Raw genomic sequence first — 13,577 nt, forward strand, 5'->3', positions numbered from 1 at the left:
TAAAACACTGTTTATTATAAAAAATAAATATCTGATAGATTTATATACCTTTGTATTAATCAGTGATTCATAACCGTTTATTTGAAAAGCCGATGTATTTAATCATGTTACAGTACATCCGACCCCTGGCCGCTATCGACCACTATTTGGATGCACACCAGAAATTTCTGGAGAAGTACTATCAAAGCGGACACTTTTTTCTGTCGGGTCGCCGCAAGCCGCGCACAGGTGCGGTAATTTTATGTAATGCATCTTCCCGCAAAGAAGTAGAAGCTATTTTGGCGGAAGATCCGCTGGATAAATTCCAGTTAGCTTTATACGAGATTATAGAAATTGAGCCAACGACGATACCCGAGGAATTAAAACATCCGCTTTAAGTCGCGGAACTTTACAACATCTAAGTCCGTTCGTTCTTCAAATGTTTCCTGCTTTTCTGCACGCTGTTTTGCGGGAGGCGCCTTGTTAAAGGCGCAGGCTTTGTATGCTTCTTACTCACTCAGATAAATCACCTTCGTTAACCATTTGGTAGTGTCCGGCTCCGATGCGGGGTCGGTAATGTATTGCTCCAGTACCGGCCATTTTTGTTTGCGGTTGGCCGTTTTCAAAAATGTGTCGATCGCTGCGTGGGCTTCGTACGTTTTTTCGTAAGGACCGTAAAAATCCACATACACACCCTTGGACGTAGGCAACGTATACAACTGGTAGCCAGCGCCGGGTTTACTGTCGGCCGGTACGGGAATGGCGGCGGCCATATCAGTTTTACCCGTGTTTTCATCCCAGCTGAAAATTAAACCTGTTGGCGTACCCGGCGCGAGATTGGCGGCCATTACGGCTTCGTATACGGCGGGTAAATTAGCAGTGATAAATTTATCGATGTCTTTTATGCGTACTTCCTTCCGTAACATGGCGAAGGTGGTGGCTGGAAAATCGGTTTCTTTCACTGCCCATTTGCTGTTGACTGTGACAGGCTGCTGTTTTTCCACAGCATTCTTCATATTATCCAGTCCCTGCTGGAAATCTTTTTCCAGTGCGCCTTTCATGAACATACCCAGTATGTTTTGCGGCCGTTCGTATTCCCCGTCAAATCCCCAGGTTACTTTCGTTTTGCCGTCGGTATCGTCAAGTTCAAAGAACACATCGGCTTCCATGTGTACGGGGGTATAGAAGTATATTTTTTGTTTGATGGTTTTGTATGGTAAGAGTGAGATATGTTCCAGTTTGCCCTTCCCGATCTTTTTTCCGTCCCAGGAAGTCGCGGCGCCTTCAGTGCCATCGACGCCGGAAATCGTGTATACGGCAGCAGTATCTGCCTGTCGCCAGGTGCTCCATTTATTGAAGTTCTCAAATTTTACGAGATGCTCCCATACAACATTGATCGGGGCATTGACCTGTACGGAGCGTTCTACGTGCAGATGTGACGGGGCGGCAAAAAGCAGGATGAGAAACAGCGCGGCCAGTACGCCTATAATCCAGGCGAGAACTTTTAGTGCTTTCATAAAAGGGTAAGTTTAGGCCTACTAAATATAACGCTTTTTGGACTTTGGCCGGGGTAGGGGATAAAAAAATCCGTACCCATGCAGCTGTTTCGTATAGCCATATCGGGTACGGAAAAAAAAGTTTCTTTTTGTTAGACGGTCGGCTGAGTGGGTCAATGTTGCTTGTCGGTTCCCTTTTCTTTGTCGGTATATTTTTTCTCGGCATCCTGCGCTTTATCAAAATCCAGTATCACGGAGTTGATACAGTAACGCAGGCCGGTAGGCGGAGGTCCATCGTCGAATACGTGTCCCAGGTGTGCTTTGCAGCGGCCGCACATTACTTCGGTGCGTTGCATGCCATGCGCATTGTCGGGTGCGTAGATAACGCTGGTTTTTGAAATGGGCTGGTAAAAACTCGGCCAGCCACAGCCGCTCTCGAACTTAGTGTCAGAAACAAACAGCGGGTTGCCACATGCAGCACAATAGTACGTGCCCTTCTCGGTGGTATTCCAGTACTTGCCGGTAAAAGCCCATTCTGTGCCTTTTTCCCTGGCGATTTCATAAACTTTCGACGGTAGAACTTTCTTCCATTCGTCTTCCGTCATGCTTACTTTGCTGGTATCCGTGCGCGAGTAGACGGGATTTTTTTATCCTCCATATGATTGGCATTTTTCCCTTGTTGCTGGGAGTATGAACATTGACTAAATAAAACGGATATCAACAAAAATACCAGATTCTTCAAATTCATATTACTCTTGATTACCTGTTAACTACATTTTAACACCAATATTCATACCATTGGTGTATTACCATATTAAAGTTACGAAGAAGCATTGGTATTGGATTGTGGCGATAATTCCGCAACCTCACTTTAACGTTTTGTTATTGACTTGTGAATATCTATTGCCGCGCATCATCGGTTACAAGGCGCAGGAATTTGCTACATTTGCGCAAAAGCGCAGAAAGTGGCTGACATCATCAATTTATTACCCGATAACATCGCTAACCAGATTGCCGCCGGTGAAGTAATTCAGCGTCCGGCTTCAGCTGTAAAAGAGCTGCTGGAAAACGCGGTGGATGCCGGCGCAACAGAAATTCAACTCATTCTGAGAGATGCCGGTAAAGAACTGGTACAGGTGATCGACAACGGCAGCGGCATGACAGAAACGGATGCGCGCATGTGTTTCGAACGCCACGCCACTTCAAAAATCAATACGATCGACGATCTTTTCGCCATCCGCACCATGGGGTTCCGCGGCGAAGCGCTGGCGTCCATAGCAGCGGTGTCGCAGGTAGAGCTAAAAACCCGCCGGGCCGATTCCGAAGTTGGTACTTTTATCGAAATAGATAACAGCGTGGTGAAAAAGCAGGAGCCCTGCCAGGCGCAGGTTGGTACCAGCATCGCCATGAAAAATCTGTTTTTCAACGTTCCTGCACGCCGTAATTTCTTAAAAAGTAACGCGGCGGAAATGCGGCATATAGTGGATGAGTTCATCCGGGTGGCCATGTCGTTCCCGGAGCTGCAATTCTCCCTCAATAATAATGGGCAGGAGCTATTCCACCTCGAAAAAGGATCGCTTAAACAACGCATCGTCGCTATACTCGGACAGCATTACAACGCCAAACTGGTGTCTGTAAAGGAAACTACCGATTACATGAACCTGAATGGCTTCGTCGGCAAACCGGAAACGGCTAAGAAAACGCGCGGCGACCAGTTCTTTTTCGTGAACAACCGGTTTATTAAAAGTCCCTACCTCCACCATGCCGTGATGAATGCTTTTGCAGAGATGATACCGTCTGACAGTTACCCGCTGTACGTACTGTTCATCGAAGTGGACCCGGCGCATGTGGATATCAACGTGCATCCTACCAAACAGGAGATTAAGTTTGATGACGAAAAGGTGATGTACGCCTTTGTGCAGTCGGCTATCCGCCACGCACTGGCACAATTTAGTGTAATGCCGGCCCCGGACTTTGACCTGGACCCGGGTATTCAGCAACTGGATGCCATTCAGCAGCCGTTTACGCCCGAAGATCAGGCGTTGTCTGTAGGCTCATCTATCTATAAAAGTTTTACGCAGGCTAACCAGGCCCATGTGATCGATAAGGGAAGCAACAGCAATTTGAAAAACTGGAAAGACCTGTACGAAGGTCCGCGCCCGTCATCGGGCTCGTCGTCTCAACACAGCTTTCCATCCATGCCCGCATCCGAGCCACGTCACATGCCTTCGGCCACTGCTTCGGTGATCGATGAGCGCTGGCAGGAGGTAGGAACGGCGCAAAGGGTGCCAATGCAGGTGCATCAGCAGTATATTTTATCACACATCAAATCTGGTTTTATTTTGATTGACCAGCAGGCAGCGCACGAACGCATTTTGTACGAGCGCTACAACCGTGCGTTGTCGGAGGCCCCGATGGCCACGCAACAAAGCCTGTTTCCGCAAACGCTGCACCTGCTGCCTGCCGACGCGGTGCTCATCTCCGAAATGCTGGCAGACCTGCACGCGCTTGGTTATGACCGGAGCCTTTCGGCAATAATACCTTCATCGTGCGGGGCACCCCGGCCGATATTCAAACCGGGAACGAACAGGCAAGCATCGAAGGGTTGATGGAGCAATTCAAAAACTTCAGCCACGAACTGAAGCACAACCGCCGCGAACAACTGGTGCGCTCGATGGCCCGCAACAGCGCCATCCCTCGGGGAAAGCCGCTGACGCCGCGTGAAATGCAGAACGTAATTGATGAATTATTCGCCTGTAGCATGCCGAGTGTTTCGCCGGGAGGGCGATTCACTTATATATCCTTCAAGCTGCAGGATTTAGAGAAAATGTTCGAAAGGGGGCTTAAAAGCCTCCTTTTCTTTTTCGCGGGGTGATGAAAGATGATTTAAAATGATGCCCGCCACCAGAAAATGTGATCTGGTTACTGTTTCAGATGATCTTGATGCTATTTGAAATGATCTCAAGGTCACATTTTACGATCATGGGATCACTTTAAGTGATCTTGATGCCATAAATTTTGATGGTCAGCATCGGAGTTTGTAATCTTATACCAGAAAAAACATCCATGCAGATCATAAAAAGTGGCATCGTGAACACTTTTATGGCATCGAGATCAGCTGAAATGGGAATTAGATCACAAAAAATGATGCCGGCATCGCTGGGGGAAGAGCGGTTGGCAATTACCCCTCCAATATCGCGCTCACCGCCTTCATCTGCCCATACAACATCCCAAACGCCTTATAATTCCGCATATACACGGCACGATGCGCCGCATCCGGCGAAAACACCTTCGTCCCAGCCGGCGGTGTATAACTCCACATATCCAGTTCCTTCAGCGCATGCCACCCCAGTAACGCGGCGCCCAGCGCCGAAGCATCATTTTCTTTTTCCAGCAGCATCGGTAATCCAAAAATGTCCGCCAGCAACTGTATCCGGGCTCCGAGGCGGTAAATCCACCACTCACCGAAATTTGCTTAATAGGGCCAAGTGCCTCTAAAATGCTATATAAACTGAAAGAAATTCCTTCGATTAGCGCACGCCGGAAATGCGCCGGTGTATGATGCTGCCGCACATTCGCAAACGCGCCGCTGGCTTTGCTGTCCCACACCGGTGCGCGCTCGCCCTGGAAATACGGAAGGCAAAGCAACCCATCGCTACCCGGTGCCACAGTAAACGCGTCCGCGGTAAAGGCGGCTGCATCAAATGCGCCCGGTGAAAGCACCTTGCCGAGCCACTGCACCGCCACGCCGCCATTGTTAATGGCCCCACCGGCCACGTACCGGTCTTCGAGTACATAGGTGAACAGGCGGCCGGTTTCATCTGGTCTGGGGTCGGCGGTTACCGTGCGTATGGCTCCGCTGGTACCAATCGTGATCGCCGCTTCTCCGGGATTGATTGCGCCACTGCCCAATTGTGCCAGGCAACCATCACTGGCGCCGGCCACAAACACGGTGTAGGGCGAAAGTCCGAGGTCGGACAGCACTTCTTTTCTGAGCGGCGGTAAGATATACGATGATGGTACCGCCTTCGGTAATCGGTCTGCCGAAATGCCCGCCAGCTTTAATGCCGCATCGCTCCAGGTTTTCTGGCGAATGTCGAATAGTCCCGTGGCGGATGCAATCGCGTAATCCGTGAGGTACTCGCCGCACAGGCGGTGTAAAATGAATTCTTTTATGCCGATGAAAAAGTCGCCGATTCAAAAACTGTTGTTGCATGTTCCCGCATCCACATCAACTTACACAATGGCGACATCGGGTGAATCGGCGTGCCCGTTTGCCGGAATATCGCCTTGCCCTCCGGCGTGTCGCGCAACGAAATAGCAGCGGCTTCGGCGCGGTTGTCCGACCAGATGATGAGCGGCGTAAGTGGTCTGCCATCCGCATCCACTGCCATAAAACTGTGCATCGCCGAGCTGAAACTCACTGCAGTTGGGGCATATCCCATTTGTTGCACCGCGTCGCGGATCGTTTGCAACACCGCTTCACAAAGCTGTATGGCATCCTGCTCACTTTGTCCCGGCTGCGGATTGTGCGTGGGGTACGACTGCCGGCTTTCGGTTACTACTTTGCCATTACGCAATACCGCGATGGTTTTGGTGCTACTGGTGCCGATATCGACGCCTAATATGTAGGAGGCCTGATCACTCATATAGGAAAGTTAAAAAACAGCTTCCATTTACCGGCTTTAATTTTTAGATTTAGAAACGTTAAGGTTCAATTTGAAAATCCACGATTATGTCATTTGAGATAAGGAAAAAGGTCCTGTGTACGACGTGTGCATTATTGGTTCCGGGGCGGGGGCGGCATGGCGGCCAAAGTAATGGCGGAAGCCGGCCTCAAAGTGGCCCTGCTGGAAGCGGGCCCCAAGTACGACCCTAAAGATCCCGAACAATCTACCCAACTAAAATGGGCCTACGATTCTCCCCGCCGCGGCGCAAATACCACCCGCCCTTTCGGTGATATGGATGCTGCCTACGGCGGCTGGGAGATTAACGGCGAGCCTTACACGCAAAAAAGCGGTACGCAGTTCGACTGGTTCCGTTCCCGCATGGTAGGCGGCCGTACCAATCACTGGGGCCGTATCTCGTTGAGGTTTGGGCCCCGCGATTTTAAGCATAAGAGTGTAGATGGCTTAGGCGACGACTGGCCAATCGGCTATGAAGACGTGAAGCCCTTTTACGATCGGGTCGATAAAATGATCGGTGTATTCGGCACCAAAGAAAATCTGCCCAACGAGCCGGACGGCTTCTTCCTTCCCCCACCGAAACCCCGTCTGCATGAACTATTACTCCGCGATGCCGGCCGCAAAATAGGCTTGCCGGTAATCACCTCCCGCATGTCTATGCTCACCCGTCCTGTTAACAAAGAGAGGGGCGCCTGCTTCTTCTGCGGACAGTGTAACCGCGGCTGCTCGGTGTATGGCGATTTTTCATCTTCTTCGGTATTGGTGAATCCGGCCTTAAAAACCGGTAACGTGGATTTATACGTAAACGCCATGGCCCGCGAAGTGATCACGGACAAAAGCGGTAAGGCCACAGCAGTTTCCTATGTTGATAAAACCGATTTGCAGGAATACCAGGTAAACGCCAAAGTGTTCGTTCTGGCCGCCAGCGCCTGCGAATCGGCCAGGTTGCTGCTAAATTCCAAAGGTTCCGGCCACGACAATGGTTTGGCGAATAACAGCGGAATGGTCGGTAAATACCTGCACGACTCTACGGGGGCCTCCCGCCGCGCCTTTGTACCGCACCTCATGGACCGCAAGCGTTACAACGAAGACGGCGTAGGCGGCATGCACATGTACGTGCCCTGGTGGCTCGATAATAAAAAGCTCGATTTCGCACGCGGCTACCATATTGAGTTTGGCGGCGGTATGGGGATGCCCATGTACGGCTTCGGCTTCGGTATAGAGGATTTGCAACCGCATGTTGCCGGCATGACCGCAGGTGGTTATGGCGCTTCGCTGAAAAACGATTACCGCCGCATGTATGGCGCCACTATCGGCATGGCCGGCAGGGGAGAAGCGATTGCACGGGAGGATAACTACTGCGAAATTGATCCGAACGTAGTGGACAAATACGGTATCCCGGTGTTACGCTTTAATTATTCCTGGAGCGAGCATGAGATCAGGCAGGCGAAACATATGCACGACACGTTCGAGCAGCTGATTCACGAACTGGGAGGTATTCCGCTGGGTAATAAACCTGGTGCGGAAAAGAACTACGGGCTCGAAAATCCAGGCCGCATCATTCACGAAGTAGGCACCACCCGCATGGGCGATGATCCCAAACGCTCGGTGGTAAACCGTTATAACCAGGCACACGATGTGAAAATCTCTTTGTGGTAGATGGTGGGCCATTTGTATCGCAGGCAGATAAAAATCCTACCTGGACGATCCTCGCCCTATCGCTCCGCGCATCAGAATACATTGTTAGTGAACTGAAAAAACAAAACATTTAACATGGACAGAAGAGAATCGCTGAAGGCGCTGGTAATAGGCTCCCTTTCCGCCGGGGCCATGGTAACGGCCTGCAACAATGACGAGGCTTCCCAAAAAGAAACATCTGCCACTACGGCTAATAGCTACGGTCGCACGCCGGATGAAGTACTGCGCGACGAAAAGCTGCATGCAGATAAATTTTTCACCGCGGCCGAAATGGCCACCATTGGTATATTGGCGGATATCATCATTCCAAAAGATGAACACTCCGGCAGCGCCACGGATGCAGGTGTTCCTGACTTTATAGAGTTTATGGCGAAAGATGTGCCGTCATACCAAATACCTATCCGCGGCGGATTACGCTGGCTGGACGTGTTCAGCTTCAAATCCCATGGCAAGATATTTTCCGAAAGCACGCCGGAGCAACGATTGGCCGTTGTAGACCAGATCGCATATCCAGCTAAAGCCAAACCGGAGCTGAGCCAGGGCGTTGCCTTTTTACATTGATGCGGAACCTGACGGCGACTGGCTTCTTTACCAGCAAAGCAGGTATTGCAGATATGGGCTACCAGGGTAATAAAGCCAATGTATGGGACGGGGTGCCGGACGATGTACTTAAAAAGTACAACGTAGCGTACGAGGAGCGGTTGTTGCCATTATATCTTAAGCCCGAAGACCGGGGTACGATTATGACCTGGGACGAAGCATAATAAAAAAGGCCGGCGTTGATTGCCGGCCTTGTCGTTTATTTCACACTCTCTTTAAAAATATTATTCAGCCACTTTAGCATCATGAAGATGATCGCCGCCGCAATTCCCAATAAGATGAAATTCACCAGGAAATAGTTAGCCTTGTTATCATACTTATCCCATAACGTAGCCAGTACGCCGGAGAGTTTATTACCGATAGAGGTCGCCAGGAACCAGCCGCCCATCATCAGCGATGTGAGTCGTGCCGGGCTCAGTTTAGATACCAGCGAAAGTCCCATCGGGCTCAGGAATAATTCGCCGATGGTAATTACTCCGTAAGAGCCAACCAGCCACCAGGGCGATGCTTTGATCGCACCGTTGCTGCAAACATACACCGCGGCCACCATCATAAAGGTAGAAAGGGCGGAGATCAGCAGGCCCCATGCAATTTTTTTCGGCGTGGAAGGCTCTTTCCCGCGTTTGCGCAATGCCGTAAAGAACAGGATCACCACCGGCGTTAACAGGATTACAAATCCCGGGTTAATGGACTGGAACAGCTCTGTGTTGATCAATTTCACCGTCGCACCTTCGGCCGGGAGCTTCTCGGGCGCCACGTTCTTGAAGTAGGGATCGGTGCCCCATTCTTTTACCGGTTTGCCGGCTTCGTCACGCACGAGGCGGAATTCTTTATCGTATGCGACTACAGAATCCTGTTTATAAATGATATCCTGCACTAGCGATAGACCTTGCGCCGGTTTTTCAAGAGCAGCGGGAATTTCCCTGTCCGTATAATACTGCGCCCAGGTGGTGAGTGCAGTACCATTCTGCTTAAATACCGCCCAGAACATGATAGACACTGCAAAAACAGCCAGCAGCGCCGCCACCGGACGTTTATCCTCCTGTGAAGCCTTGCGCAGCAGGGAGGCAAAGAAGTAAATAATGGGCAGGCAGGCAAAGATGAACGCATCCGTGCTATCAGACCCAAATATATTACCGGGGATGAACCATGCGCCAATACCTACCACCAGCGCGGGTACAAACACCTGCATCATAATGGCCGTCATGGGCATGTCTTCCGGCTTGGCGGGCTTCAGCACATCCGCATGTTTGTAATGTTTACCGCCAATAATAAATACGATCACACCAATGAACATGCCTACACCCGCTGCAATGAACGCCGCACCCCACCCGATGTTGTTGCGCAGCGCCGCTGCAAAAAAGTTACAGATGAAGGCGCCGATGTTGATGCCCATGTAAAAGATATTGTACCCAAGATCCTTGTTGGCTTTATAGGCATCGTCGTTATACACATTGCCCAGCAGCGTGCTGATATTTGGTTTGAAGAAACCGTTACCGATACAGATGAGCCCCAATGACACATAGAATACCGTCAGGTTATGTACGGCAAGGCCGATGTAGCCAAGTCCCATGAGGATGCCGCCGATGATGATCGACTTGCGGTAGCCCATGATCCTGTCGGCCAGCAGGCCGCCGATAAAGGGTGTAAGGTATACGAAGGCAATGTAGGTACCGAAAATATCCGCGGCCACGCTGTTATCCATGCCCCAGCCATTAACCGGGTCTTTCAGGTACAGGGTAAAAATGCCAAGGATGAGATAAAAACCGAATCGTTCCCACATCTCCGCCAGGAATAGAAATGGCAGAGCTGCAGGGTGCTTTTTAGTAGCAGGCATGCGCAATCTGTTGTTTTGTTGTAGGTTTCAAAAATACCCTCTTTTCCATTTATACCGGAAATTATTATTTCATTCCATTTTCTTTTATATTGAATCAAAATTTACCCACTCATGCTTCAGGAGAAAACAACTAAGGAAAACCACGTTTCCCGCAGATCATTCCTCCGCAACGGCGCTGCCGCTGCTGCTGGCTTTATGATCGTTCCACGTCACGTACTGGGAGGAAAAGGATATACGGCACCCAGTGACAGACTGCGTGTAGCAGGTATTGGTGTAGGCGGTAAAGGCCAGAGCGACCTTGCCGAAATTGCGAAAGGCCCGGCTGATGTCGTTTATTTATGTGATGTAGATGACCGCCGTGCGGCCGCTTCTGTCAAAGCCTTCCCGAAAGCGAAGTACTATAAGGACTTCCGCGAAATGCTGGACAAAGAACATAAGAACATCGACGCGGTAACAGTATCTACCCCGGACCATAACCACGCCATCCAGGCGCTGGCGGCGATGCAGCTGGGCAAACACGTATATGTGCAAAAACCGCTGACGCACGACATTTACGAAGCGCGCGTGCTTACAGAAGCCGCTAAAAAATATAAAGTTGTTACACAGATGGGCAACCAGGGCGCTTCCGGCGATGGTGTGCGCCAGCTGATGGAATGGTACAATGCCGGCCTTATCGGTGAGGTAACAGAAGTAAACTGCTGGACCAACCGTCCGGTATGGCCGCAGGGTATTCCATGGTCTGCCAATAAAGGACTGATCCCGAAGGAACTGGACTGGGACCTGTGGCTGGGTACTGCGCCTTACAAAGAATATGTTGATAAACTGGTTCCGTTTAACTGGCGCGGCTGGTGGGATTACGGTACCGGCGCACTCGGCGACATGGGCTGTCATATTATTGAACCGCCGTTCCGCATCCTCGACCTGGGTTATCCTACCGAGGTGGAGTGCAGCGTGGGCAGTGTGTATGTAGACGAATTCAAACGCGGTTACTTCCCGGAAAGCTGTCCCCCTTCCAGCGTAAGGCTGAAGTTCAACGGTAAAAATGGCAAACCCATCTTCATGAACTGGATCGATGGCGGCCTGAAACCCGCGCGTCCGGAAGAACTGGGTCCGAACGAACCAATGGGCGACAAAGACGGTACCAGCGGTGTAATTTTCGTGGGTACTAAAGGTAAAATGATGTGCGGTACTTACGGTATGTACCCAACATTGCTGCCTACTTCCCGTACAAAAGAAGTAAATGTGCCGCAAACTATCGCACGCGTACCGGAAGGTCACTATGTACAGTGGGTAAACGCCTGTATCGCAGGTTATGGTAAAAAACAACTGAGCTCTCCGTTCGAGATTGCCGGTCCGCTTACCGAAACTGTGCTGATGGGTAACCTGGCCATCCGCAGCTTTGATTATAAAGATGCTGACGGCAAATTCCCTGGGCGCGGTATTAAATTGCTGTGGGATGGTCCAAATATGAAGATCACCAACTTTGAGCCGGCCAACCAGTTCGTGAAACGCGAATATCGCAGCGGCTGGAAACTCGGTAAATAAGCTATATTTGCATTAACGATAGATTAACGGGTAAAGGACATCAATTGATAGCCTTTACCCGTTATGTTTATTGAGGTATAATAATTGCTTTAGCCAATAAGTAGCCATTGGATGGCATGCAGCAAACCGTCCGAAAATGAGATTAATATTGATGTTAGCGTGTGTGGCGATGGCCAAACCGACCATGGGCCAGCACCTGTTTTTAGAAGAAAATACCGGATACACGATTACGAAAACCGAATTGACAGATAGCCTGACTGGAAAAAATGCTCGTCCTACAGCGTGCTCACCAAACGGAAAGTGCGCGATGCAATGACCGCACCCGCATATTTTGTGCATGTAATGTTTTTTCCCGGCAACAGCGCTCCCGTTAACGGTAACGTACCTTCCGGCATATCTAAAGTGCAGCAGGTAATTGATTCAATACCTGCTTTAGAGAAACTGATGACCGTGGGCATCACCGACTACAGCGTGCCTTATCGTAAAAATTATAGGCTGGATTCCGTGTTGTATGTGCGCGAAGGCGCGCAGGTAAAGGAGTATAAAGGCATTGTAGTAATATACGCTTACATCATAAAGCCCTATGTGCAGGCGGTTAACCTCGCCACCAATAATTATTTCATCAATACCCGCGCAAAGAAAACCAAGATTTCTTACGAAAACGGCGTGCCTTATATCGTCGAAAAGTTCATGGACGGCGATTATCAGAATAAATTATTCCTGGTTGACGAAACCAAAGACGGGCACTATCACTTTTACGCACCGGCCGCTTTTGCCGCGATTGCATATATACAGAAAAAGAAATGGAGTTTGTTTTCGATATCGTAAATGGCATTACCCGGGTAAAAACCTTTGTGCCGGAGCTGAATGGCGGTGTGTTTAAGAGCGGTCTGGCATATTATAACTTTAAATAAAAAGCCTGCCGTTGCACACACGACAGGCCCTCACAATGAACAGCGGTTACGTTTACCGCCACAACTCTTTAAAGTCGCGCTTAAATTCCTCCCACTCGCGGCCCGAACGCTGGAAGAAGGTATCTACGCCCTTCCGGGTTTTATCCCAGGTTTCCACGGTAGCATTTTTCACATCGTCCAGCCTTGCGTTGAGCTTTTCGCGGCTGTTCCGGAGGCGTTCGCGCGCTTTGTCGGCCCGCTTCGAGTTATCAGCTTTTAATTCGTCTATTTTTTTGTCGATAGAATCGCGCTGGCGTTCCAGGGCGGCCTGTGTTTCGTCGCGCTGCCGTTTAAACCAGGCGCCGGTCGTATCGGCCTTTTCCTGTAATCCCTCGCGGATCTCGGCTGCGCCCGCGCTGATCTTTTCGTTGGAGCTGTCGGCGCTGGTTGTATTAGTCGTTTTATTTTCCTGGCACGACATCATGGCCGTAGCCGCCAGAATCAATAAATAGTTTTGCATAGCCAAATGGGTGTTTAGGTCATCCGTAATGCAAAAGATATTCCACTTCTGCCGGTTGTCCGCGGTTTGAGCCAAAAAACCATGTTATACCCTATTATATGGCCCATTTATCGAAAAATTACCTAGGTTTGGCTCCTTTTTACGACAAAATCAATAACGAACCTCTTTATGAAAAAAACGGTATTCATCGCTATGCTGCTCTTCGCGGCAAACCTGGCGAAGGCCGATGAAGGCATGTGGCTTCCATACCTCTTGGGGCAGCAAACGTATAACGACATGGTCAAAAAGGCCTGAAGCTCACGAAAGAGCAGTTGTACAGTATTA

16 protein-coding genes are annotated in these 13,577 nt (G+C 50.0%); 9 read left to right on the plus strand and 7 right to left on the minus strand.

Translation table 11 applies throughout. The features are described from left to right. Positions 1–104 precede the first annotated feature (104 nt). Complete coding sequence (locus tag MKQ70_RS28695) at positions 105–377, plus strand: YciI family protein (protein WP_248077264.1); 273 nt, start codon at positions 105–107, stop codon at positions 375–377. 111 nt (positions 378–488) lie between these two features. On the opposite strand, the gene MKQ70_RS28700 is transcribed toward MKQ70_RS28695, so the two are convergent. Both MKQ70_RS28700 and msrB read right to left on the minus strand, forming a co-directional pair. Further along, on the minus strand, positions 489–1,496 hold the full coding sequence (locus tag MKQ70_RS28700; protein ID WP_248077266.1) for an SRPBCC family protein: 1,008 nt from the start codon (positions 1,494–1,496) through the stop codon (positions 489–491). Positions 1,497–1,648: 152 nt separating this feature from the next. Next, entirely contained in the window at positions 1,649–2,080 is a 432-nt protein-coding gene (gene msrB, locus MKQ70_RS28705; RefSeq protein WP_308199230.1) for a peptide-methionine (R)-S-oxide reductase MsrB, read from the minus strand. A gap of 360 nt (positions 2,081–2,440) precedes the next feature. On the opposite strand from msrB, the gene mutL reads away from it, so the two are divergent. After that, positions 2,441–4,084 (plus strand): DNA mismatch repair endonuclease MutL, encoded by a 1,644-nt coding sequence (mutL, locus tag MKQ70_RS28710; protein WP_308199231.1) that lies wholly within the window; start codon positions 2,441–2,443, stop codon positions 4,082–4,084. Next, positions 4,024–4,350: a hypothetical protein gene (locus tag MKQ70_RS39900; protein WP_308199232.1), complete on the plus strand. Its 327-nt coding sequence runs from the start codon at positions 4,024–4,026 to the stop codon at positions 4,348–4,350. Before mutL ends, MKQ70_RS39900 begins: the two co-directional genes overlap by 61 nt. 306 nt (positions 4,351–4,656) lie before the next feature. On the opposite strand, the gene MKQ70_RS28715 is transcribed toward MKQ70_RS39900, so the two are convergent. Genes MKQ70_RS28715 through MKQ70_RS28725 form a run of 3 tightly spaced genes read right to left on the minus strand, consistent with a single transcriptional unit; the run spans position 4,657 to position 6,124 of the window. Then, positions 4,657–4,875 (minus strand): hypothetical protein, encoded by a 219-nt coding sequence (locus MKQ70_RS28715; protein WP_248077269.1) that lies wholly within the window; start codon positions 4,873–4,875, stop codon positions 4,657–4,659. Then, positions 4,809–5,672 carry an FGGY-family carbohydrate kinase gene (locus MKQ70_RS28720; RefSeq protein WP_308199556.1) on the minus strand — a complete coding sequence of 288 codons (864 nt, stop codon included), beginning with the start codon at positions 5,670–5,672 and terminating at the stop codon, positions 4,809–4,811. The genes MKQ70_RS28715 and MKQ70_RS28720 overlap by 67 nt, the downstream gene beginning before the upstream one ends. Then, positions 5,648–6,124 carry an FGGY family carbohydrate kinase gene (locus MKQ70_RS28725; protein ID WP_282456852.1) on the minus strand — a complete coding sequence of 159 codons (477 nt, stop codon included), beginning with the start codon at positions 6,122–6,124 and terminating at the stop codon, positions 5,648–5,650. The genes MKQ70_RS28720 and MKQ70_RS28725 overlap by 25 nt, the downstream gene beginning before the upstream one ends. A gap of 126 nt (positions 6,125–6,250) precedes the next feature. On the opposite strand from MKQ70_RS28725, the gene MKQ70_RS28730 reads away from it, so the two are divergent. From MKQ70_RS28730 to MKQ70_RS28740, 3 genes are all read left to right on the plus strand, one after another. Continuing rightward, positions 6,251–7,819: a GMC family oxidoreductase N-terminal domain-containing protein gene (locus tag MKQ70_RS28730; RefSeq protein WP_248077284.1), complete on the plus strand. Its 1,569-nt coding sequence runs from the start codon at positions 6,251–6,253 to the stop codon at positions 7,817–7,819. A gap of 114 nt (positions 7,820–7,933) precedes the next feature. Next, positions 7,934–8,419 (plus strand): gluconate 2-dehydrogenase subunit 3 family protein, encoded by a 486-nt coding sequence (locus tag MKQ70_RS28735; RefSeq protein WP_248077297.1) that lies wholly within the window; start codon positions 7,934–7,936, stop codon positions 8,417–8,419. Then, positions 8,419–8,622 carry a hypothetical protein gene (locus MKQ70_RS28740; protein ID WP_248077311.1) on the plus strand — a complete coding sequence of 68 codons (204 nt, stop codon included), beginning with the start codon at positions 8,419–8,421 and terminating at the stop codon, positions 8,620–8,622. Before MKQ70_RS28735 ends, MKQ70_RS28740 begins: the two co-directional genes overlap by 1 nt. A 35-nt stretch (positions 8,623–8,657) precedes the next feature. Here MKQ70_RS28740 and MKQ70_RS28745 read toward each other — a convergent pair whose 3' ends face one another. Beyond that, on the minus strand, positions 8,658–10,295 hold the full coding sequence (locus MKQ70_RS28745; RefSeq protein WP_248077314.1) for a peptide MFS transporter: 1,638 nt from the start codon (positions 10,293–10,295) through the stop codon (positions 8,658–8,660). A gap of 111 nt (positions 10,296–10,406) precedes the next feature. Here MKQ70_RS28745 and MKQ70_RS28750 point away from each other — a divergent pair, with 111 nt between their 5' ends. Both MKQ70_RS28750 and MKQ70_RS28755 read left to right on the plus strand, forming a co-directional pair. Beyond that, on the plus strand, positions 10,407–11,840 hold the full coding sequence (locus MKQ70_RS28750; RefSeq protein WP_248077316.1) for a Gfo/Idh/MocA family protein: 1,434 nt from the start codon (positions 10,407–10,409) through the stop codon (positions 11,838–11,840). A 282-nt stretch (positions 11,841–12,122) separates the two neighbouring features. Next, positions 12,123–12,668 (plus strand): hypothetical protein, encoded by a 546-nt coding sequence (locus tag MKQ70_RS28755; RefSeq protein WP_248077319.1) that lies wholly within the window; start codon positions 12,123–12,125, stop codon positions 12,666–12,668. Positions 12,669–12,806: 138 nt separating this feature from the next. Here MKQ70_RS28755 and MKQ70_RS28760 read toward each other — a convergent pair whose 3' ends face one another. Beyond that, the gene (locus MKQ70_RS28760; protein ID WP_248077330.1) at positions 12,807–13,253 is read right to left on the minus strand and encodes a hypothetical protein; all 447 of its coding nucleotides are present in this window, start codon (positions 13,251–13,253) and stop codon (positions 12,807–12,809) included. Between the two features lie 168 nt (positions 13,254–13,421). Between MKQ70_RS28760 and MKQ70_RS39905 the strand changes: the two genes are divergently transcribed. Further along, the gene (locus tag MKQ70_RS39905) at positions 13,422–13,547 is read left to right on the plus strand and encodes a hypothetical protein (RefSeq protein WP_282456853.1); all 126 of its coding nucleotides are present in this window, start codon (positions 13,422–13,424) and stop codon (positions 13,545–13,547) included. Positions 13,548–13,577: the final 30 nt, after the last annotated feature.

The organism is Chitinophaga sedimenti (genome assembly GCF_023156195.1).
Classification (GTDB): domain Bacteria; phylum Bacteroidota; class Bacteroidia; order Chitinophagales; family Chitinophagaceae; genus Chitinophaga; species Chitinophaga sedimenti.

Coding starts and splice junctions, on each gene's coding strand:
- MKQ70_RS28725 (WP_282456852.1), bottom strand. CDS start 6,124: ATGAGTGATCAGGCCTCCTACATATTAGGCGTCGATATCGGCACCAGT.
- MKQ70_RS28760 (WP_248077330.1), bottom strand. CDS start 13,253: ATGCAAAACTATTTATTGATTCTGGCGGCTACGGCCATGATGTCGTGC.
- MKQ70_RS28715 (WP_248077269.1), bottom strand. CDS start 4,875: ATGCTGCTGGAAAAAGAAAATGATGCTTCGGCGCTGGGCGCCGCGTTA.
- MKQ70_RS28735 (WP_248077297.1), top strand. CDS start 7,934: ATGGACAGAAGAGAATCGCTGAAGGCGCTGGTAATAGGCTCCCTTTCC.
- MKQ70_RS28745 (WP_248077314.1), bottom strand. CDS start 10,295: ATGCCTGCTACTAAAAAGCACCCTGCAGCTCTGCCATTTCTATTCCTG.
- MKQ70_RS28700 (WP_248077266.1), bottom strand. CDS start 1,496: ATGAAAGCACTAAAAGTTCTCGCCTGGATTATAGGCGTACTGGCCGCG.
- MKQ70_RS28695 (WP_248077264.1), top strand. CDS start 105: ATGTTACAGTACATCCGACCCCTGGCCGCTATCGACCACTATTTGGAT.
- MKQ70_RS39905 (WP_282456853.1), top strand. CDS start 13,422: ATGAAAAAAACGGTATTCATCGCTATGCTGCTCTTCGCGGCAAACCTG.
- msrB (WP_308199230.1), bottom strand. CDS start 2,080: ATGACGGAAGACGAATGGAAGAAAGTTCTACCGTCGAAAGTTTATGAA.
- MKQ70_RS28750 (WP_248077316.1), top strand. CDS start 10,407: ATGCTTCAGGAGAAAACAACTAAGGAAAACCACGTTTCCCGCAGATCA.
- MKQ70_RS28740 (WP_248077311.1), top strand. CDS start 8,419: ATGCGGAACCTGACGGCGACTGGCTTCTTTACCAGCAAAGCAGGTATT.